Here is a 20,034-nt window from a genome sequence, read left to right on the forward strand (position 1 = left end):
AATTCAAAAGAAACTCAAAAACAGCTTAAGTAGGAATTTAAAAAAGGTTCAGGCAAAAGTTGCTTCAGAAAATTGTCCAAAAAGAACCATGGCGGGAAAAATCCCGCTTGATTTTACTGCCCTTTTTGTTTCTTTAATTTTTCAGGGCTGCCCTTTATTTATAAATTGGTGTGCCCGTACTCTGAGTTATTTTCTCAAAAGCTTCAACCATCTTCATCGTCATGGGCCCGGGTTTGCCTGTGCCTATAATCCTTCCGTCAAGTCTGGTTATAGGAGCAGCTTCAGCTGCAGTGCCCGTGACAAAAACTTCATCAGCTGTGTAAAGGTCAAACAGGCCAAGATTTGATTCGGTAACTTTGCATCCCATCTCATCCAGAAGTTCAATAGCTGTGGCTCTGGTAACCCCTTTTAAATTGCTGATCGTAAAGGGAGTAAGAACCTTATTGTTCTTGACTATGAAGATATTGTCCCCGGAACCCTCACAGACAAAGCCGTTCTGATCCAGGAAAATGGCTTCATCTCCTCCTTTTTCATTGGCTTCAATCTTTGCCAGGATGTTATTCAGGTAGTTCAGAGACTTAATATTAGGGGATAGGGCATCAGGGGCATTTCTCCGGACACAGACACTGACAGCTTTCAGCCCGACTTCATACAGGTCGCCGTACATGGCACCCCAACCCTGGGCTATGACAACCACGCAGGGCTTCCCACAATTGCGGGGATCAAGTCCGAGATCTCCAACTCCCCTTGAAACAATAGGGCGTATATAAGCATCTTTGAGGTTATTTTTTCTGAGGGTCTCAAGTATTGCTTCGCTCATTTCTTCTTTTGTAAGGGGAATATCCATTGCAATTGCTTTTGCCGAGTCATAAAGCCTGTCAACATGCTCTTTTAACTTAAAGACACGGCCGTTGTATGCCCTTATTCCTTCAAAAACACCGTCGCCGTAGAGGAAACCATGGTCATAGACCGAAACTTTGGCTTCGGATTTGGGAACAAACTTCCCATCCAAATAGATCAATAACTCACTCATTTGCGAACAATCCTCTGCAATCTTACTACTATTATAGAGTTTACCTATTTTCTTGGTAATGTCAATTAAATATGATTGTATATGCAAACCCTATAAACCATTTACTTTTTTTCACTTATTGACAGTATGTAAGCTCTGCGCGGGGTTTTAAAAATTCAAAGCCTCAGGGAAGTTTCCATACTGGCAAATTCCGAAGTAAAATGTCGAATAAGTCAGTATATACTAAATATATATTACAATTCCGCTTCTATATAAATATTTTAAGACATTCACAGTCCCAATTAGTGAATTCATACAAAAAGCTTTTATGTGAAAACGCTCATTTCGTATTCCGTACTAAGAAAAGCAAACAGGGCTCGTGGCTTAGCCAGGATATAGCGCTGGGCTTCTAACCCAGACGTCGGGGGTTCAAATCCCTTCGAGCCCGCTTAATTCTTTATTTTTTCCAACAAGCCTTAGAAAGTAGTTTTTTAATTTACTACTTACTTCAAATTAACCTGCACAACTGTTTTCGCTCTAGTTTTTAATAACAACTTACCTTTTAGTATAGAGCTTCGTCTTTCTATCTACCCTTTCTGTTTTTAAGCCTTCTATGCAGTAAAGAGCCTTAACATAAGCTGCAGTTTTACCATAGTACGTGCAGCTTTTGGTTTGAAACGTTTTATATTAAAAATTGTGGATCAAAACTATAGGGTTAAAATTGTAGAATCAAAATTGAAGGATCGAAATTTGAGGATTAGAGTTAGAGGATTAGAGTTAGAGAATTAAGATTAGAGGACTGAAATTGGAAGATCGAAATCGGGGAATAGAAATCGGAGAATAGAAATCGGAGAATAGAAATCGGAGAATAGAAATCGGAGGAGACATAGATAAAGTAATGTATAAAAAATTCTGTAAAAAGGAAGCCTAAAGAATCACTGGATGAAATCTGTTTTCATAATAACAGGCACCCCAACCCCAGTATGAAAAGCATTACTCCTGACATTACTGATGTAATCAGCCCGATCTACCTGATGCTTTCGACTTTAGCTGCGAGACCCAGTGGCACCAGTAATATGAGATAAAATGAAGTTCCGATAAAAAATCCTCCAAATAGTAATATGCTGCCTGCAATACTGGCATACGATAAAGCTGCGGACATTGCCAGAAGGAATGGAGGACATACATTAATTCCTGTCAGGAAGCCAAAAAAAGCAGGACAATTCATGTATTTTTTACTTAGCTTGCATAACCTGAAGTGAGGCCATTTTTTACTGCTACGAAGACTAGCATCAAGAAAAAAGTAGAATCGTAGCAGTCCCTTAAGAGAAAGAAAAGTTGAAAAAGAAAAGTATTAAGAGAAAGAAAGAAAAGTTGAAAAATAGAATTTGTAATATTTCACTGCTGGAAGTTACTGCCCTGAGCTAGAAATCATTTTATATCCCTCTCCAGAGGGCATAATTATTGCCAGGATAATATACAGGACAATACCAATTCCTTGCAAAGCAAGGGCTGCAAAAGCAAGCCTTATAAAGGTAGGGTCAATGCCAAAATACTCACCCAACCCCCCACAGACTCCGAAGAGCATACGTTCTTTCTTGCTTTTAGTCAGGCGCTTTTTCATAGTGTAGGTGGTACGCTTTTCTCCTCCAGCTTCTTCCTGGGCTTTCCTGGATTCTTCTTTGACCTTTTCTCTAGCTTCTCTAGAAAATTCCTCTTTTTTCTCCCCAGGTTCTATAATGACTCTCCCTTCCATATCTATAGGCTTTGTCCAGGATCTCTCAGTATAGCCGGTCTCAAGTTCTCCCTGAGCCTTGAAATCGCTTTTATCCGGAACTTTTCTCTCTTTGAATGCTGGACTTTCTACGACTTCTTCCATATCTTCAGGTTTTTTCCAGGATTCCTCTTTATAGCCAGTTTCAAGGTCTCCTTGAGGTTTGAATTCGCTCTTTTTCGGCTCCTCTCTTTGCAGAGGTGCTCCACTTCCACTGGTCACGTCGGTTTTCCCCCCAGGTTTCGTACTTGTTCCCCTTTCAGATTCGGCTTTAGCTATCCCTGGAACTTCAAAAAAACTTTTTTTAGTTACCTTTTTTTCTTGAGATTCGGGATTTTCCTGCATAATGATTATTCTATTTTTGAGGATTTATAATATGCTGGTACATTTTCTATTCTCTTTGCTATTCTATTCTCTTTACTATTTTCATTTTTCCTCTTAGATTTCAGTGGCATTCCGAGCAGCCGCATTCATTTTTACTGCGGAAAATTCCATATAACATCAAGGGGAGAAGGAAAAATGCAAAACCTAACTTTAGATCTTCGGGAAGCAGCTCTTTTGCAGTCCCTACAGTTGCTACTGCATTAATCCCGAGTTTTAGATAAAACCAGTCCAGCAGGAAACCTGCCCCAAGTGCACAGAGGGAAATCATCCCAAGATATAGAGCTGCCGAACGTTTACCAAGAAAACGCGCAACCATCGTTATGGTTGCTGCATTAGTTGCCGGGCCTGCAAGTAGAAAGACAAAAGCTGTACCCGGACTCATGCCCTTGGATATGAGGCTTGCGGCAAGAGGAGTAGAAGCTGTTGCACAGATATAAAGCGGAATTCCCACTAAGAGCATGACCAGCATTGAGCTAAAGCCGCCTCCCAGATAATTCTGAATCAGATTTTCGGGAATTGCATAGGAAATTATTCCTGCAAAAAAGATTCCGATGAGCATCCATTTGGAGATCTCGGCTGGCAGCTCGATATAAGCATACTTAACTCCTTTAATCAGTGTAGATTTTATCGACTCCTTATTTTTTCTATCTTCTCCAGGCTCTAGATTTATCCCTTCTTTTCCGGGTTCCAGATTTATCCCTTCTTTTCCGAATTTTTTATATTTCCCATCTTTTCCCAATTCTTGTTCTTCATACCCGCATTCCTGACATCCACAGGAAGAAACCTCTTTTCGGAAGTCCGAACTTACCATGGAAAGCCTCTGGATGTTTTCAGAGTTATTATTGATTTTCAGAAGCTTTGATCCTGAAGGCTTTACATCTATGGCCCTAGTCATAGTGCCTATAGACTCAATTTTTTCGCTACCGGAATCTGCTGGCTTATGGCAACTGCAAGAGGAAGAGCTGCACGTTTTCTCCTGTAAAGGGGTACCGATAAAGGTTGAAACTGCAAGAACTCCTGCTTTTTTCCCGTAATTTTCCGGTTTTTTTATATTCATCTTTTCCGAATGTTCCCCGATCAAAAAGTTATCTGCAAGCCCTACAAGGACAGCGGTCACAAGGGCAGCAAGTGGACGGAAAACTGCCATCAGAGGATCCAGGAGAGCGTAACTAACTGCTATAGAGTCTACTCCTGTCTCAGGAGTCGAGATGAGGAAGGAAAGGGTTGCTCCCCTATTAGCTCCCCTTTTTCTGATTGACATAGCAGTAGGAACCACCCCACAGGAGCAGAGCGGTAAGGGAAGGCCTGCAAGGGCTGCATTGACAACAGAGCGAACTTTTCCTGCCGACGCTCCAAGATAATCCACGATCTTCTGGTCAGGCACCAGGACATTGAGAAGACCTGCAATACCCAGGCCGAAAATCAGATAAGGAGCCGTTTCTACGAAGATGTTCCAGGATTCCAGGAGAACTCCTAAAAGAAAAGCCAGAAAAGTGTTTAAAAATTCAAAGTTCATGCTTTTTCCTCCACATGTTCGAGGCACATTTCAATTAGTATGCTGACGTGCTCGTCTGCAATATAATAAATTGTAAATTTTCCTTCCCTTCTGACCCGTACGAGGTCAAGCTGCCTGAGGGTTCGAAGCCCGTGCGATACTGCGGATTGAGTGACACTAAGTGCCTGTTCGAGTTCACAGACGCACATCTCCTTTTGCTTTAATAAGAAAAGGATCTTAAGACGAGTATCAGACTGGAGTGCCTGAAAAACTGCAGCCATCCGCGTGATACTTTCGGGGTCCGGAACTTTTTGTAACAATTTTTCTAGCTGTATTGAGTCAACTCGTTCACAGTTGTCATGCATGAATATATGAACAGTTGTTCATATATTAATATCTTTTTAGGAATTGAATCACCTAAGAAAGTTGTCAGAACCCTGGCGTTATGTTAAAACTCTAGAGTTTGTTAAAACCTTTAAATATCAAAACTGAAAATTTGTCAAAACTGAGGATTTGTCAAAATTCACGCTTCTTCGGGTATAAAAAAGCTGTTCGAATGTTTATTTCATAAAAAAGCTGTTCGAATGTTTATTTCATAAAAAATCCTCTTGAGCATTCGTTCAGAGAATTAGAATAAAGAGAATAAAAAGTACGAGTATAAAAAAGGCTTCCCAATCATTTTTCTGCATGGAAAGCTCGTGTATTGATGTCCTTTGATTTCCCTGATAACCTCTGCCCTCCATCGCAAGGGCCAATTCTTCTGCGTCCCGAATTACGCCTCTTAGCAAAGGAACTGCAAGTGCAGGAATTGAACGGAAAGGATTTTTTACGAAGTCCATTCCTCTTGCAGTCTGAGCCGCTTTTGTCCGCTCTACCCTCTCGAACAGAAGGGGGAAAAATGCTATAGATATGTTCATCATTGTGGCAAGTTCAAAAGAGCTAATCCCCAGCCAGCGCAATGGCAAAGGCCTTACCATCCTTTCTACACCGCAGGTAATTGCAGACGGATCGGTGCTGGCTGTCAGGAGGGCTGCGAAAAGCAAAAGGAATATAAATCGGGCAGCAAGTTTGAGTCCTTTTTCCAGCCCTTCCAGACTTGGCTGCAGAATCCAGTAAGAAGCAAAGGGCCTTCCATCAGTAAAAAACATCTGCGTAAGAAAGATAAAAAATATAAACAGCATCATAGGCCTTACTGCTCTGAGAAATATTTTTATTGGCAGTCCTGAAAGCAAAGCGAGGACAAAGAAAAATGCGAAAAGAGCCACTATTCCTGCAAAATTATCAACCCTGAATGTCAGAATTCCGAGCAGCATTACGGTTGTAACTTTTGTCCTGGGGTCAAGCCTGTGGATAACGGAAGCCCCGGGCACGTAACTGAAGACAGGTTCCTGCATATTTCCTTCGATTTTCTTTATAAATTATCTTTCAGGAATTTTTCGGAGCTTCCCGTTTTAGTTAATTCCCGTTTTAGTTAATTCCCGTTTTAGTTAGTTTCCATTTTAGTTAGTTTTCACTTTAGTTAATTCACACTTTAGTTAATTCACACTTTAGTTAATTCACGTTTTAATTAGTTTCCGTTTTAGTTAATCACCTTTCCAGTTAATTACCATTCCAGTGAATTACCTATTTATTCTCATTATTGTCTCTTCCAAGAATCGATTTTAATCTCATAATCTCTTCAAGAGCGTCTTCAACCGTGAAGACTGTAAGGTTTACTGGCAGTCCTCTTGCTCCGAGTTCTTTCATCATGGAAGCTATAGGCGGAAGAGGCTCGAACCCCTTTTTGAGGTAGCTTTCCCGGCTTCCCTGAAAAGCTATTCTTCCTTCCCTTAGGAGAACTATCTTTTCCAGCAAGGGGAAGAATCCTTTAAGATTATGGGTTACAGTTATGACTGCAGTACCCTTTTCTTTTATTCTGTAAAGTGTCTTAAGAATGTCCTTTTTCCCAATCGGGTCAAGCCCTGTTATGGGTTCATCGAGTACCAGATAGTCTGGCCTGAGGGCAAGAGCACTTGCAAGAGCAACTCTTTGCATTTCCCCTCCACTCAGATTGAAAGGGTCTCGAGAAAGCTCGGTCTGGTCAAGAGAAACAGCTTCAATTGCCTCATATACCCTTTGCTCGGTTTCTTTTTTTGAGTACCCAAAATTCAGGGGCCCAAAAGCTATTTCCTCGTACACAGTTTTACAAAAGAGTTGATCAGCAGCTTGTTGGAAAACCATCCCTATCTTACGTTTTGCTTCTCTTGAAGAAGGATCAAGACCATCCACACGAACGATTCCGGTTTCCGGCTTAAAAATTCCGTTGAAAAGTTTTATTAGGGTAGATTTCCCTGCGCCTTTTTCCCCCAGTATTCCTACAAACTCTCCTTTTTCTATCCGCAGGTTAATTTCTCTCAAAGCGGAGGTTTCTAGAGGAGTCTTTTTGGAGTAGGAAAAGCTTACGTTTTCAAGAATAATTGGCATATTTCCTCTGCAAAGCTCTGGGGGGAAGCGGTTTTTTCCCAGGGAATTATTACTCCATGTGTTTTCAGGGTCTCTGCTAGCTCTATCAGGGAAGGCAGGTCAAGTCCAAGGGCCTCGAGGGAAATATCGGAAAAAATGCTTTCCGGCTCGCCTTCAAGCATTATTTTCCCTTTTTCCATGACAATAATTCGGTCTGCGTCATGAAGTTCTTCGAGATTGTGAGTGATATATATAATGGTCTTTCCTTTCCCGTGCAGCTTTTTTATAATTTCCAGGACAGAAATTCCGGATTCAGGGTCAAGCATGGAAGTTACCTCATCAAAGATGAGACATTCAGGCCTCATTGCAAGAACCCCTGCCAGGGCTACACACTGTCCCTGTCCTCCACTCAAAGTTTTCGGAGAACGATGCCTGTACTTCTCAAGACCGGTTTCGGCAAGTGCCATATCAACACACTTTCTGATTTCCATGGGGGAAAAGCAAAGATTTTCTGGGCCAAAAGCCAGATCTTCTTCGACTGTCCGGCCTACAAATTGAGTTTCAGGATTCTGGAACACGATACCTACGAACTTTCGGATTTCTGGAAGTTTTGAGGGATCGCGGGTGTCCATTCCCCTTATCATTACCTTGCCAGCCTGTGGTTTCAGGAGCCCACTTAATTGAAGAGCAAGTGTGGATTTTCCACTGCCATTTTTTCCGATTACCCCTATGAATTCCCCTTTTTTTATAACCAGATTTAGGTTCTTAAGCGCAGGAGTACCATCAGGATAACTGTAACTCACTTTTTCAAGCCTGATCATGTTTACTCTGAATTTTAAGTTTCATTTCAAATTCTTTATAAATTTCTCAATAATTTGAGTTTCATTTATATTTTCTGCTTACCTAGAAAAAAATTAAAAGAAAATAGCTTTAGAGCTTGAGAGTAGCTTTAGAGCTTGTAAGTTGAAGCAATATATGCGGCAACTCCAGTTTTTACAATTTCTCCAGGCAGAAAAGGAACGACGCCAAGAACAAGGGCTGTTCCAGGCCCGATTTCAGACATAAACATTAATTGAATAAATCCGCAGGTATAGATAACCAGGACTCCTGCGCTCATATTAATGACATTAATCAAGAGGCCGGGCTTGCTAGCGTTTTCAGCCTTTTCGGAGAGTTTTCCCACAGTATAAGCCGCCAGAATGAAACCGATTATGTACCCGCCTGTTGGCCCAAAAAGTACGCCCATTCCGGAACTACCTCCTGCAAATACAGGAAGTCCTGCAATACCAAGCAGGGTATATACTATTATACTCAAGCCTCCCCATTTGCTTTTCAGCATGCTTCCGGCAAGCAGGACAAAGAAAACCTGCAGTGTAACAGGAAGTGGAGAGAAAGGTATAGGGATCTGTATGTAAGCTCCTACTGCGGTCAGGGCTGCAAAAAGAGATGCGAAAACCATCATTCTTAGTTCAGGAGTCTGGTTGGAATAGAGCTCGTTGTTTTTTATATGCACATATTTTCCTCTTATCAATTATTATTGGGTTTTTCTAATTTTTTCACCTTTTTCAAGCCTGTCAAAGCTTTTTATGCCCCTAAATTGGCAGGCAATATAATCCGGTTCAAAGAAAGGATATAACAGGTATAAAGACTGGAACCGCAGTAAACTTACTATCCTTATAATGATAACTTCATAAAGGTTAATTTCAGCCCTGGAAGATATATTTCAATTGAAAACTTGAAAATGTAAAGTATTGTTAACCTTTGGAAGATTAATGGTTTACATTGGATTTAAAACTTTCCTGAAAAATGCTGGTTCTTGTTTCCAGGTTTACATTTCTCAGCTATGAAGCGATAATTTGATATATATCTTATACCGGTATTATGGATCACCTGAAATGTAAATTCAGTAGATAGTTGTAAGATTGTATTTTGAGGAAGCTTTTCATGGGCGCGTGGCCTAGCCAGGATATGGCGGCAGCCTCCTAAGCTGTAAATCGGGGGTTCAAATCCCTTCGCGCCCGCTAATTTCCTTTGATCTGTCTTTTTTGTAACCAGTATTACTTAACTGTCTTTTTTGTAATCAGTATTACTTAACTGTCTTTTTTGTAATCAGTATTACTTAACTGTCTTTTTCGTAACCAGTATTTACTTAACCTGTCCTTTTGTAATTCTATTTGTTAAACTCGTCTTTTTCGTAACTCATATTTACCTAATCTGTTTTTTGTAATCTTATTTATTTAACCTACTTTTTTCATAATCCCATTTGTTTAACCTACTTTTTTCGTAATCCTATTTGTTTAACCTGCTTTTTTCGTAATTTTATTTGCTTAACCTGTATCCTTCGGTTTTTTTAAGGAGTGGAAGTCTATTTTTGAACCACATAGCTTTCAACTCTAAGGCTTGCTGAATATTCTGCCTGCTTAGAAGAACCGAATTTTTCTGAGTAACCGGGTACTCTTGTAAACAATGGAAAATTTCTTATCTGGAAAGTAAGTATTGCATAGAAGTACACAATAAGGTTTTATTATTATGACCCAGTGGATTCTGTTTTATTAGAAAAGAAAACGCTAACCCAGAGGAAACACGAATTGATCAGAAAAGCCAGAGTAAATGACGTAGTTGTAATGAAACAAATCATCAATACTTATTCGAAGGAAGAGCTAATGCTCGCCCGTTCTCTGAGTGAGATGTATGAGAACATCAGGGATTATTACGTCTGTGAGATTGATGGAGAAGTTGTAGGCTGTTGTGCCCTACATGTAGTGTGGGAAGACCTTGCAGAGATACTTGCTCTTGCCGTGAACCCGGTATGTGCAAGAAAAGGAATAGGTACAAAGCTTGTTTCTGCCTGTCTTGAGGATGCTAAAAACCTTGGTATGAAAGAAGTTTTTGCTCTTACTTACGTACCCGGCTTTTTCGAGACTCTGGACTTTAAGGTTGTAGACAAAAACAGCCTTCCTAGAAAGATATGGTCCGGCTGCTTGAGATGCCCTAAGTTTCCGGATTGTAATGAAATTGCTGTTATGAAGTCGGTTAATCCCTGAACTGCTTATGAAATCCATCTTCAGGATCTTTCTTTTCTATTTTTTGAACATAAAGCTCGAAACTTGAAACTCGAAATTTGAAATACAGGATTTAAATTTGCAAGATTTAAAATAAATACAAATAGCCAAAGATCAAAAATTATTTATTCAGGTGGTTACATTTTTAGGCTATCCTAATAACGGGTCTTGAATCAGGCATACGCTGGCGGGATGACGTAATGCATATAGATCGATTTGAAGAATATCTTGAAACTATTCTCTATCTCATTAGAAAAAATCAGAGCCCTGCAAAGACAAAACAGATCTCTGAAGAACTCAATGTATCTCCGCCGAGCGTGACGGAAATGGTAAAAAAGTTACATTCTTCAGGGCTTGTAGAGTATACACCTTATCAGGGAGTTGAATTGACAAAGAAAGGAACTGATCAGGCTATCAAGATCAAAAGAAAACACCAGGTACTTGAAACCTTCCTGGTTGATGTCCTTGATTTTGATAGGAAGGAAGCCCATAAAGAAGCCTGTGAACTTGAGCATGCAGTCTCGGATGCCGTACTTGAAAAGATCTACGAATTTCTGGGATGCCCCGAATATTGCCCTGACGGGAATCCTATCAATATTGATAAAAATAATATAAGGCAAGAGGAAAGTTTTATCCCGCTTGATGAAATGGAAGAAGGTAGTTCAGGCAAAGTTGCCAGAGTGACCCTTCCAAGAGAGACAAAAGAGCGTTTGACTTCCCTTGGTATTCTTACAGGAGAAGATATCGAGATTAGGAGAAAGCAGAAACAGGGCTGTATCTCGGTTATAGTGGTAGGATCAGAAATAGCTCTCGGAAGGGACATTGCAAAGAAAATATTCATAGCTCCAAAAAGCAAAAAAGTGTAAAAGTACGAGAAGGCATACAACTGGAACGGAGTAAAATAACCAGAGATATGACAGGAATTTCAAGTTCATGCTGCACTTCGGGAAGTGAAAGTAAGAACAAAAGTCCCTATGACCTTACAATAGCTTTCATAGGAAACCCAAGCGTTGGAAAAAGCGTATTCTTCAGTAGATTAACCGGGGTAGGTGTAGAGATCTCGAATTATCCGGGTACGACAGTTGCTCTTAAAAGGGGAATTGTAAAGGCTCGGGGAAAAACTATTGAAATCGTTGACCTGCCAGGCATTTATTCTCTTGGGGTCACAAATGAAGATGAGAAAGTAACGAAGAAATTTCTGATTGAAGACAGGCCGGATGTTATAGTCAATGTCGTTGACGCAAGCAGGCTTGAAAGGAATCTGTACCTGACTCTGCAGCTTCTGGAACTCGATATTCCGATGGTTGTTGCATTAAACCAGGTAGATCTGGCTGCAGACCTTGGAATTCTCGTTGATAAGGACGGACTCTCGGAACTTCTTGGCCTGCCTGTAGTGCCAACGGTTGCGACCTGGGGAATAGGGCTCGATGAGGTAATGCTTGTAGCCCTTGACGAACAGAATGAAAATCAGGAACACCACCAGGTAAAATATAGCCAGTGGATCCGGCAGGCTCTTTCTAGCCTTGACTATGCTTTTCCCAACATACCGCCAATCGTAAAAATGGCAGCTCTACTAAATGATGCTGAGTTTGTAGAACTATGCTGTATGCCACCTGAGGCTAATGCCTTGCTCTCTTCTGCCAGGCGGTTAAGACAAAACCTGGAGATAGAACAGGAAATTTCAGTACCTGATACTGTTGCAAGAGATCTCTATGGAGAAACAGGATATATTGTGGACAGCGTGGTTTCAAGGTTTGAACCTAAAAAAAATATAAGAGAAAGAATAGATGCCATCCTTACTTCCCCGAATTTCGGAATTGCAGTGCTCATATCTGCCCTGCTCTTTACTTTCCTTCTTGTTTTCCGGGTAGGCGGCTTCCTTGAGACCTGGATTGTGAATGAAATCTTTGAGCCTCATGTGATCCTTCCTGCCGAAGCCGCAACTTCGGGCATGTCACCTGTCATGAAAAATCTGATTGTATATTCTCTTCGGGGAGTAGAGGCAGGTTTTGCAATTGCCATTCCATACATCGCAGTTTTTTACGCCATTCTTTCCATATTCGAGGATTCGGGTTATCTTACAAGAGCGGCTTTTCTGCTCGATAATCTGACGCATAAGCTTGGTCTCCACGGAAGAGCCGTGATTCCGCTAGTTCTTGGCTTTGGTTGCAATGTTCCTGCAATTATGGCAGTGCATTCCCTTGGCACGCAGAGGGAAAGGAGGATAGCTTCTCTTCTTATAGCTCTAATTCCCTGCTCTGCACGGACCGTCATTATCCTGGGACTTGTTGGAACTTTCGTAGGTTTCTGGCCTGCAGTTTCAATCTATCTTATGGAGATTTTCATTATTGCTGGCATGGGTTTGATTCTGGGAAAGAGCCTGCCAGGACAGAGGAGTGGCTTCATCATGGAAATGACTCCTCTTAGAAAACCGGAACTGAAATCTACCCTCAAAAAGACGTGGATGAAAAGTAGAGAGTTTTTGTATATTGCTTTCCCGCTTCTACTCGTTGGAAGCGCGTTTTTGGGAGTTGCCGATGCTCTTGGCCTTCTTTCAGTCTTCCAGGACTTTGTAGAACCTATATCCGTGGGTATGCTGGGCCTTCCGGCATTTGCGGTGACTGCTCTGGTTTTTGGGATACTTAGAAAGGAAATGGCTCTTCAGATTCTTGCAGTACTTGCAGGTACAGCCAATTTTGCAGCTGTAATGACACCTGTCCAGATGTACCAGTTTGCTGTAATTACAACCATTTATATGCCATGTGTGGCAACGATTGCAGTACTGAAGCACGAACTCGGAACAAAGGATACGGCTTTGATAGTTATTTTCACTATACTACTGGCTATTGGAATGGGCATCCTGATCCGAATTTTTGGGCCTATTTTTCTATGATTTCTTTATTCCGGTTTCTGTTTTGTTCTTTATTCCGGTTTCTATTTTGTTCTTTATTCCGGTTTCTATTTTGTTCTTTATTCCGGTTTCTGTTTTTATACTATGTTGCAAGTTTTCTTACCCAGACTTGCCTCAAAAGTAACTATCTTTCTTTACTTATTTATCTAAGTTTATGTGATTAATTTAGCAAAAGGAAATTTTTGCCATACCTGGCGCAACATTTATATATTAATAAATGTGTTTCTTCTTTTCAAAAAATTCTGTTTTTATCGCAAACTATTAATATTTGATACATAGTGTTATTTCCGATGACCCGAATTACCACTCACTTACACAAAAACGTGTTGAGTGTTATTATGGATATAATCGAAATGGACAATTTCCGCGAGCCTGAACTTGATGAGGTTCAATTTTTCCTTGAAAGCACCGGAACTCACGGTTCCGTTGTTAATGAAGCTGCTGCGGAAATGGACTGTACCTCTTCCAAAATTCAATCGAGGGAGAATGTACTGGTCGATTTTAAGAGTTCCTTTTCGTCCATTAACTAACACTTCCCTTAAGGATATTCTCCCTTCTTGAAATCCAACTCTTTAACTCTTTTATTTTAAGTTAAACTTGGGTTTCATGTACTTATTTTACAGTTTATGAACCATTTTTCTGGATTTCCCTATAAATTTATCGGGATTTAAATACTACCCTCACTCGATTTTTTCAGGCATGCAAGAACTGTACAAGTATTCTATTTATTACTTTTATCATGCATATATCGAAAAATATTTATATAAATTTTCGACCAAGTTATTCCCCTTTTGCTTCTTAATTTTCTTTTGCTTCCTAATCTTCTTTTGCTTCCTAATCTTCTTTTGCTTCCTAATCTTCTTTTATTTCCTCAATCCTCTTTTGTCTTTAATTTTCTTTTGTTCCCTAACCCTCTTTTGTCCCTTGATCCCTTTTAGTCCTCTTCTATTGTTTCCTTGAAAAATCAGTTTCCGCTTCGGGAAGTTTTATATCACAGTTTTTGTGCATCTCCAGCACGATACGGAGCATTTCGGCAAAAATTAAATAAAAAGATTTTTGTTCCTCTTTGTAGGAGTTAGAAAAGGCAGGAAAAACTATCGATTACCATATATATTTAAAGTAAGATTACATGTACTTTGTACATATTATTTAAATTCCTATGATCTAATCAATTTAATTATTATTGTGCTGACTGCTTTATCACCAGAAAATTCCGGGCAGTCAGAAAATCGGAACCCGAATTTATCATAAGAGGTACTTTTATGAGAACTGGACAGAGGGATGTGCACAATACACCGCTTAAAAGGCGATTATCGGTAACCTATGAGGAGCTTGAGACTCTCAAGAAATCGATTAAGGTTTCGGTTCTCAATGAACTGCGGGCCGAAATGGAAAATGTTTCCGATCAGGACTCCATCAAAGATCTTGTCCTTTCCGAAATCAGAACAGAGCTTATGGGAATTCCTAATCCTGCCTTACTCAAGGCTTCAATCCTGAACGAATTAAGAACAGAATTGAAAGCATCAGGAGAAAATGACTCGGGAACAGCTGACAGGAAACTTAGGGAACTTGGAAGCATTCAGGATGGGCTTGTCCGCGAGTTGCTTGACCAGAAAACGATAATTAAAAAACTGGAAACACAGATAGGAGATCTTGCTAAACAACTGGATGATGCAAAAAAAACTGCTCCGGTTGCTCCACCTTCTGTAGTCCCGTCTTCTCCTTCTACAGTTCCATCTTCTATTACTCTGACTCTTCCTGAAGACCCTCTTGACCTTCCGCCTCTTTCCAGAAAAGCCAAACCGAAACCTGAGCTTAAAAAAGAAAAACCGGCATATAGACTGGGTCAATTTAAGGAAGCTCCTGCCTCCCTGCCAGGTATAGGCGCAAAAGTTCAGCTAAAACTCAGAGAAATTGAGCCGGCAGATCTTGACAGAGAGGAAGCCGAAACTAAGTGTGAATATATTATTGCAGAAAGTGGTGATAAAAGAGGGCTTAGAGGCATTCTTAGACAGGGACACTCAGTTAGAGAACCTGCCAGGCAACAGCAGCCGATCAAAACACAGTTCAGGCAGCCATCCCCAGTACCTTCGTTACGTGAAAGACAGCCTTCTACTGATAATACCGGCCCTACGAATCAACCCGCAGATGATTATAAATGTGAGTATATAATTGCTGAGAGGCCTTCGAAAAAGCATTTCATAGAAGAGTCAGTGGACGTGCGGGACAACGAAGATGCCGAAGTTATCACATGTAGCCGGAAAAAAAGATCTCGGTGAAATAAAGCTTAAAACGACAGAAACATTCTCAAAAACGTAAGATTACAGAGGCATTCTGTGTATATAAAAGAGATTGAATTTGTTAACTTTAAGTCTTTCGGAAAAAAAGTAAAGATTCCCTTTTATAATGACTTTACTACAATTTCGGGTCCGAACGGGAGTGGGAAGTCTAACATAATAGACGGGATTCTTTTTGCACTCGGGCTCACAAGTTCAAGGACTCTTCGTGCTGAAAAACTTACCGATCTGATTTATAACGGCGATGCGTCAAAAAAGCCTGATTTTGCTCAGGTTACGATCCGTTTTGATAACTCTGACCATAAGTTACCTTTAGAGCTTGATGAAGTTGAGGTCTCAAGAAAGATCCGGCGGACAAAAAGCGGGTACTACAGCTATTTTTATTTCAATGGAAAAGCCGTAAGTCTTGGAGAGATCCATTCCCAGCTTGAAAAAGCCGGAATAACGCCTGAAGGCTACAATGTGGTTATGCAGGGAGATGTAACGCAAATTATCTCCATGACCTCCGTAGAAAGAAGAAAGATTATAGACGAAATCGCAGGAGTTGCGGAGTTTGACGAACGAAAGCAAAAGGCACTTGATGAACTGGAAGTTGTAAGGCAGCAAATCGAACGAGTGGATATAATCCTTGAAGAGGTACGCACTCAGTTAGAAAAACTTGCAGGGGAACGGGACCAGGCCTTAAAATACCAGGCACTCAAGGCTGAAAAAGTAAAATTTGAAGGATATCTCCTGCTTTCCAAACTCAAGGACGCCAGGGCTGAACTGCAAAATATTGATAAGGAACTCACAGGCAAGGAAGAACACCTTGAAAAAGTCCAGCTACTCCTGAACGAAAGAATGAAGGAACTTCAAGCTCTTGAAGAAAACCTGGAAGAGCTTTCAGTCGAAATCCGAAAGAAAGGAGAGGATGAACAGCTTCAGGTTAAGAGGGAGATCGAAGAAATAAAGGGAGAAATTTCTCGCTGCGTAGATAGTATAGAGCTTTCGGAATCCGAACTTGAAGAAGCTGACTCACGACGCAGGAAAGCCTTTGTAGAAATCGATTCCACCAAGGGCAAGGTAAGGGAACTAGAAGAAAAGATTGAAGCCGAAAACCTGAGAAAAGAAAGCATTTCTTCAGAGCTTTCCGAGCGTAAAACGGAACGCATGCTGCTCCAGAGCAAGATTGCGGATGTAGACGCAAAATTTGCTGCTACACGGGATGAGCTCATGACTGTCAGGAAGAAACTGGAAGATGTAAAAAATGAAAAAAACGAGCTGATCCGAACAGAGGACCGACTTCTTGACACACTCAGGAGAAAATCATTGGAACTTCGGGAGATCGAAAACCAGATTCGAGACGCTGAAGCAGCAGTTGCTACTTCTGACAGTGATACGCTTTCTGTCAGGTACGAGCTTGAAAAGCTTTCCGAAAATCTGGAATCTCTTATTCGGGACCGTGATGATATCGAAAGCAGCCATTTCAGGATAAAGGAAGATATAAGGAAACTTGAAAACAAACTCCACAGCCTCCAGCAGGAGTACACAATCACGGAGGCAAGAGTGCGGGCATCTGAACAGGGCGGAGGCTATTCCAGGTCTGTGGAAATGGTAATAGGGGCTGCTAGGCAGGAAGATCTTTTTGGAATTCACGGGACCATTGCCCAGCTTGGAAGAGTGGACAGGCAATACTCAATAGCTCTGGAAGTTGCTGCAGGAAACCGAATGCAGGCAATTGTTGTGGATACTGATGCCGATGCTGCCGAAGCAATCGAATACCTGAAGCGTAGGAAAGGAGGAAGAGCTACCTTCCTTCCCCTCAATAAAATGAAAGAGCCCAGGCGGCTTGAAAACCTGAGTTACGAAGATGGAGTAATAGGGTACGCAATTGACCTTATTCAGTTTGATTCCGATTTTGAACCTGCTTTCTGGTATGTTTTTCAGGACACTCTTGTTATGGAAAACCTTGCAAGTGCCCGTCGCCTCATGGGAAAGGCGAGAATGGTAACCCTTGAAGGCGAACTTCTGGAAAAAAGCGGAGCAATGGTAGGAGGATCAGTTTCCTCTAAATCAGGAGCTTCTTTTGCGGCTGCAGAAAAAGATAAACTGCTTGAACTTGCAGAGGAGATCAGGTCCCTGGATGCAAGCCGGAGTGCAGCCATAAGCAAGCAGGACAGTATTGAAAGCCATCTTTTCGAGCTTAGCAGGAAAATTCGAGACTGTGAAGCTACGATCTCAAGAAAAGAGAACCAGCTTGAGGAAATTTCAGGCAGGGAAGCAAAACTTGCTGAACTTCTTGAATTCAAACAGGCCGACCTTAAATTAATCGAGGAGTCCAGAACCGAACTCGGAACTGAAATGGAAAAGGTATCTGCAGAGAAATCCGACAAAGAAAAGATCGTATCCGAGCTTGAGGAGCAGATCTCAGGGCTTGAAACTAAACTTGCTGATTCCCCTCTGCCTGAAATCAACAAAAAAATCGAATTCGTTGACGAAGAACTCCGCAGGCTAGATGGCCGAATACGGGATACTGAAGCCACATTAAACGCCTTGCAGCTTGAAAAAGAGTATACCGAACAGAAAATTACTGAAGCAAAGGAAGTTATCAGGGAACTTGATGAGAAGAAAGCTTCAAGAATGGAGAAAGTTAATTATCTAAAGATAAAAATAAAGGAGTTTGAAGAAAAGCTTGAAGAAAAGAAAGTCAGGGAGGTTGAACTTTCGGATGAACTACTAGGTCTTCAGCAAGAACGGGAAAAAGTTCAGGTTGAATACAATGCGGTCAAACGCAGGGTAAGTATTGCCTCAACCACACTTGAAAAAGCGAAGCAGCAGGTTCTTACGCTCACAGCTACTAAAAATGCGCTCTTAGATCAGGAAAAGCAATTTGCCGAAGAAATCCTGAAAAGAGGCATAGAAGAGACTGACGAAGTCCCTAATTACGAAACTGTTTATATGCGGATTCAGGCAATCGATGAAGCCCTCAGGCAACTCGAGCCCGTAAACATGCGAGCAATTGACGAGTATAATGAGGTACAGTTAAGGCTTTCGGATTTGCAGGGAAAGCGGGATACTCTATTTACCGAAAGAGAGCAGCTCCTTGAGCGCATTGAACAGTATGAGCATTTAAAGCGAGATGCCTTTATGGAAGCTTATACAAGCATTAATTCCAACTTCAAGGAGATTTTCCATGAGCTTTCTGACGGGATGGGTGAACTCTTGCTTGATGACCCTGATGACCCTTTTGCAGGAGGAATGACACTTCGGGCACAGCCAAAAGAAAAAACTCTCCAGAGGATCGAGGCAATGTCCGGAGGGGAAAAGAGTCTTACTGCACTTGCTTTCATTTTCGCGATCCAACAATACCGTCCTGCTCCTTTCTATGCTTTTGATGAAATTGATATGTTTCTGGACGGCTGGAACGTGGAGAGGGTTTCAAGGCGCGTTAAAACCTCAGGATCAAAAGTCCAGTTTATTGTTGTTTCCTTAAGAAAACCTATGATCCAGGCCGCATCCAGGACAATAGGGGTTACAATGCAGGAAAATAATCTCACAAGCATTACCGGAGTGAGACTTAATGGCTGAGCTTATGGATAACGAGGGGGCAGCGCTTGAAGTACCGCTTCTTCAAGCTAATAAGGTTTCCGAATCCAGAGAAAATGACTCTCTTTTTGTGAAATCCGAGATTTATGAGCTGTCAGGTACTGTTTCAAGCCTTGGAATCGATTGGAACCTGCTTGATATTTCGGAGTTTGAGACCTCCGAACCTCTGGGCATACTGGTTGAACTTGCACGAGCAGGAAAAATCGATCCCTGGGATATAGACATAGTACAGCTTACTGACAGTTTTCTGGGAAGGGTGGAAGAGCTAAAGCAGATGGACCTCAGAATTTCCTCAAGGACGCTTCTTTATTCTGCTATTCTCCTGCGCATGAAGTCCTCGGGAATCCTTGAGGTAGAGGAGGAAGAGGTTGATACATTTGATTCGGATTTCCCTGAAGATCCTGATTTCCCCGAACCTGCAGAGTTTCCTATCCCGAAACTTCCAGTTCGTCGTGTTTCCACAAGGCCGGTAACACTAAATGAACTGATTCTTGAACTCAAGAAAGCCGAAAAAAGCCTTTCAAGAAAAAATGAGAAAAAAACCAGCCAAAATTCAGAAGAATCAAGTCCTCGTCCCAGGCTTACTACAGGAGATGTACTGGGTATTGCACATGATGAAGCCATAAGCTCTCGGTTGTCCCTTATGTGGCAAAGGCTTGCCGAACTATTTACGAAGCAATCTGTAGTGGTTTTTTCCAGTTTACAGGAAAGAAGTGAGGACAAAATTATGGATTATCTTTCTCTTCTTTTTCTTGCCTCAAGCAGGAAGATATGGCTTTTCCAGGATGGACTTTTTGAAGAATTATATATTTATCCGGGAGAAGAATCCGGTTTTTCCACCGAGGCTAATCCATCCCTTTTCCATGAAATGTCAGTAAAATCAAAAACTGAACTTTCAAAACCTGAAATTAAAGACTCTTCAAAACCGAATTTGACAGAGGAGGTTCCTTCACATAAAAACCAGGATGAGGAGCCTGAGTTAATTGTGCATTGATACTTACCCTTATACTTTGACATTATCCTTATAACTTGACATACCTTGGTATCTTGAATATTATCTTGAGTATTATCT

15 protein-coding genes, 2 tRNA genes and 1 pseudogene are annotated in these 20,034 nt (G+C 41.2%); 9 read left to right on the top strand and 9 right to left on the bottom strand.

The genetic code is table 11. The features are described 5' to 3' along the window. Positions 1-154: 154 nt before the first annotated feature. Positions 155-1,033: a branched-chain-amino-acid transaminase gene (gene ilvE, locus MSBR3_RS16690; RefSeq protein ID WP_048109288.1), complete on the bottom strand. Its 879-nt coding sequence runs from the start codon at positions 1,031-1,033 to the stop codon at positions 155-157. Positions 1,034-1,385: 352 nt separating this feature from the next. On the opposite strand from ilvE, the gene MSBR3_RS16695 reads away from it, so the two are divergent. After that, positions 1,386-1,460, top strand: a tRNA-Arg gene (locus tag MSBR3_RS16695). Positions 1,461-2,141: 681 nt separating this feature from the next. Here MSBR3_RS16695 and MSBR3_RS21805 read toward each other — a convergent pair. The 8 genes and pseudogenes from MSBR3_RS21805 to MSBR3_RS16735 form a co-directional block, all read right to left on the bottom strand. Then, a pseudogene (locus MSBR3_RS21805) lies at positions 2,142-2,240 on the bottom strand (hypothetical protein); the annotation flags it as partial. A 183-nt stretch (positions 2,241-2,423) separates the two neighbouring features. Further along, positions 2,424-3,131, bottom strand: coding sequence for a PspC domain-containing protein (locus tag MSBR3_RS21220; RefSeq protein WP_230627562.1), 708 nt, complete (start codon positions 3,129-3,131; stop codon positions 2,424-2,426). 100 nt (positions 3,132-3,231) lie between these two features. Further along, positions 3,232-4,686: an SO_0444 family Cu/Zn efflux transporter gene (locus tag MSBR3_RS16710; RefSeq protein ID WP_048109291.1), complete on the bottom strand. Its 1,455-nt coding sequence runs from the start codon at positions 4,684-4,686 to the stop codon at positions 3,232-3,234. Continuing rightward, positions 4,683-5,030 carry an ArsR/SmtB family transcription factor gene (locus tag MSBR3_RS16715; protein WP_048109293.1) on the bottom strand — a complete coding sequence of 116 codons (348 nt, stop codon included), beginning with the start codon at positions 5,028-5,030 and terminating at the stop codon, positions 4,683-4,685. Before MSBR3_RS16715 ends, MSBR3_RS16710 begins: the two co-directional genes overlap by 4 nt. A gap of 255 nt (positions 5,031-5,285) precedes the next feature. Beyond that, entirely contained in the window at positions 5,286-6,059 is a 774-nt protein-coding gene (locus MSBR3_RS16720; RefSeq protein ID WP_048109295.1) for an energy-coupling factor transporter transmembrane component T family protein, read from the bottom strand. A gap of 229 nt (positions 6,060-6,288) precedes the next feature. Beyond that, positions 6,289-7,128: an ATP-binding cassette domain-containing protein gene (locus MSBR3_RS16725; protein ID WP_048109297.1), complete on the bottom strand. Its 840-nt coding sequence runs from the start codon at positions 7,126-7,128 to the stop codon at positions 6,289-6,291. Then, positions 7,104-7,928 (bottom strand): energy-coupling factor transporter ATPase, encoded by an 825-nt coding sequence (locus tag MSBR3_RS16730; protein WP_048109299.1) that lies wholly within the window; start codon positions 7,926-7,928, stop codon positions 7,104-7,106. The genes MSBR3_RS16725 and MSBR3_RS16730 overlap by 25 nt, the downstream gene beginning before the upstream one ends. Before the next feature lie 128 nt (positions 7,929-8,056). Then, on the bottom strand, positions 8,057-8,569 hold the full coding sequence (locus MSBR3_RS16735) for a biotin transporter BioY (protein ID WP_155396895.1): 513 nt from the start codon (positions 8,567-8,569) through the stop codon (positions 8,057-8,059). A 484-nt stretch (positions 8,570-9,053) separates the two neighbouring features. Between MSBR3_RS16735 and MSBR3_RS16740 the strand changes: the two genes are divergently transcribed. From MSBR3_RS16740 to MSBR3_RS16775, 8 genes are all read left to right on the top strand, one after another. After that, positions 9,054-9,128, top strand: a tRNA-Arg gene (locus MSBR3_RS16740). 567 nt (positions 9,129-9,695) lie between these two features. Next, positions 9,696-10,151, top strand: coding sequence for an N-acetyltransferase (locus MSBR3_RS16745; RefSeq protein WP_048109302.1), 456 nt, complete (start codon positions 9,696-9,698; stop codon positions 10,149-10,151). A gap of 218 nt (positions 10,152-10,369) precedes the next feature. Continuing rightward, entirely contained in the window at positions 10,370-11,035 is a 666-nt protein-coding gene (locus tag MSBR3_RS16750) for a metal-dependent transcriptional regulator (RefSeq protein WP_048109304.1), read from the top strand. A gap of 47 nt (positions 11,036-11,082) precedes the next feature. After that, a complete protein-coding gene (gene feoB, locus MSBR3_RS16755; RefSeq protein WP_048109306.1) occupies positions 11,083-13,062 on the top strand; it encodes a ferrous iron transport protein B in 1,980 nt (659 codons plus the stop codon). A gap of 308 nt (positions 13,063-13,370) precedes the next feature. Continuing rightward, the gene (locus tag MSBR3_RS16760; RefSeq protein ID WP_048109308.1) at positions 13,371-13,610 is read left to right on the top strand and encodes a hypothetical protein; all 240 of its coding nucleotides are present in this window, start codon (positions 13,371-13,373) and stop codon (positions 13,608-13,610) included. 732 nt (positions 13,611-14,342) lie between these two features. Further along, entirely contained in the window at positions 14,343-15,359 is a 1,017-nt protein-coding gene (locus MSBR3_RS16765; protein WP_048109309.1) for a hypothetical protein, read from the top strand. A gap of 57 nt (positions 15,360-15,416) precedes the next feature. Then, on the top strand, positions 15,417-18,944 hold the full coding sequence (gene smc / locus MSBR3_RS16770) for a chromosome segregation protein SMC (protein ID WP_048109311.1): 3,528 nt from the start codon (positions 15,417-15,419) through the stop codon (positions 18,942-18,944). Beyond that, positions 18,937-19,956, top strand: coding sequence for a segregation/condensation protein A (locus MSBR3_RS16775; protein ID WP_048109312.1), 1,020 nt, complete (start codon positions 18,937-18,939; stop codon positions 19,954-19,956). The genes smc and MSBR3_RS16775 overlap by 8 nt, the downstream gene beginning before the upstream one ends. Positions 19,957-20,034 lie beyond the last annotated feature (78 nt).

It is taken from the genome of Methanosarcina barkeri 3 (assembly GCF_000970305.1).
GTDB classification, from domain to species: Archaea; Halobacteriota; Methanosarcinia; order Methanosarcinales; family Methanosarcinaceae; genus Methanosarcina; species Methanosarcina barkeri_A.

Bases quoted from the DNA above. Each gene is read 5' to 3' on its own strand.
- MSBR3_RS16750 (WP_048109304.1), top strand. From the start codon at position 10,370: ATGCATATAGATCGATTTGAAGAATATCTTGAAACTATTCTCTATCTC.
- MSBR3_RS21220 (WP_230627562.1), bottom strand. From the start codon at position 3,131: ATGCAGGAAAATCCCGAATCTCAAGAAAAAAAGGTAACTAAAAAAAGT.
- MSBR3_RS16775 (WP_048109312.1), top strand. From the start codon at position 18,937: ATGGCTGAGCTTATGGATAACGAGGGGGCAGCGCTTGAAGTACCGCTT.
- MSBR3_RS16735 (WP_155396895.1), bottom strand. From the start codon at position 8,569: ATGATGGTTTTCGCATCTCTTTTTGCAGCCCTGACCGCAGTAGGAGCT.
- MSBR3_RS16720 (WP_048109295.1), bottom strand. From the start codon at position 6,059: ATGCAGGAACCTGTCTTCAGTTACGTGCCCGGGGCTTCCGTTATCCAC.
- MSBR3_RS16730 (WP_048109299.1), bottom strand. From the start codon at position 7,928: ATGATCAGGCTTGAAAAAGTGAGTTACAGTTATCCTGATGGTACTCCT.
- MSBR3_RS16710 (WP_048109291.1), bottom strand. From the start codon at position 4,686: ATGAACTTTGAATTTTTAAACACTTTTCTGGCTTTTCTTTTAGGAGTT.
- ilvE (WP_048109288.1), bottom strand. From the start codon at position 1,033: ATGAGTGAGTTATTGATCTATTTGGATGGGAAGTTTGTTCCCAAATCC.
- MSBR3_RS16725 (WP_048109297.1), bottom strand. From the start codon at position 7,128: ATGCCAATTATTCTTGAAAACGTAAGCTTTTCCTACTCCAAAAAGACT.
- MSBR3_RS16760 (WP_048109308.1), top strand. From the start codon at position 13,371: ATGACCCGAATTACCACTCACTTACACAAAAACGTGTTGAGTGTTATT.
- MSBR3_RS16765 (WP_048109309.1), top strand. From the start codon at position 14,343: ATGAGAACTGGACAGAGGGATGTGCACAATACACCGCTTAAAAGGCGA.
- MSBR3_RS16715 (WP_048109293.1), bottom strand. From the start codon at position 5,030: ATGCATGACAACTGTGAACGAGTTGACTCAATACAGCTAGAAAAATTG.
- feoB (WP_048109306.1), top strand. From the start codon at position 11,083: ATGACAGGAATTTCAAGTTCATGCTGCACTTCGGGAAGTGAAAGTAAG.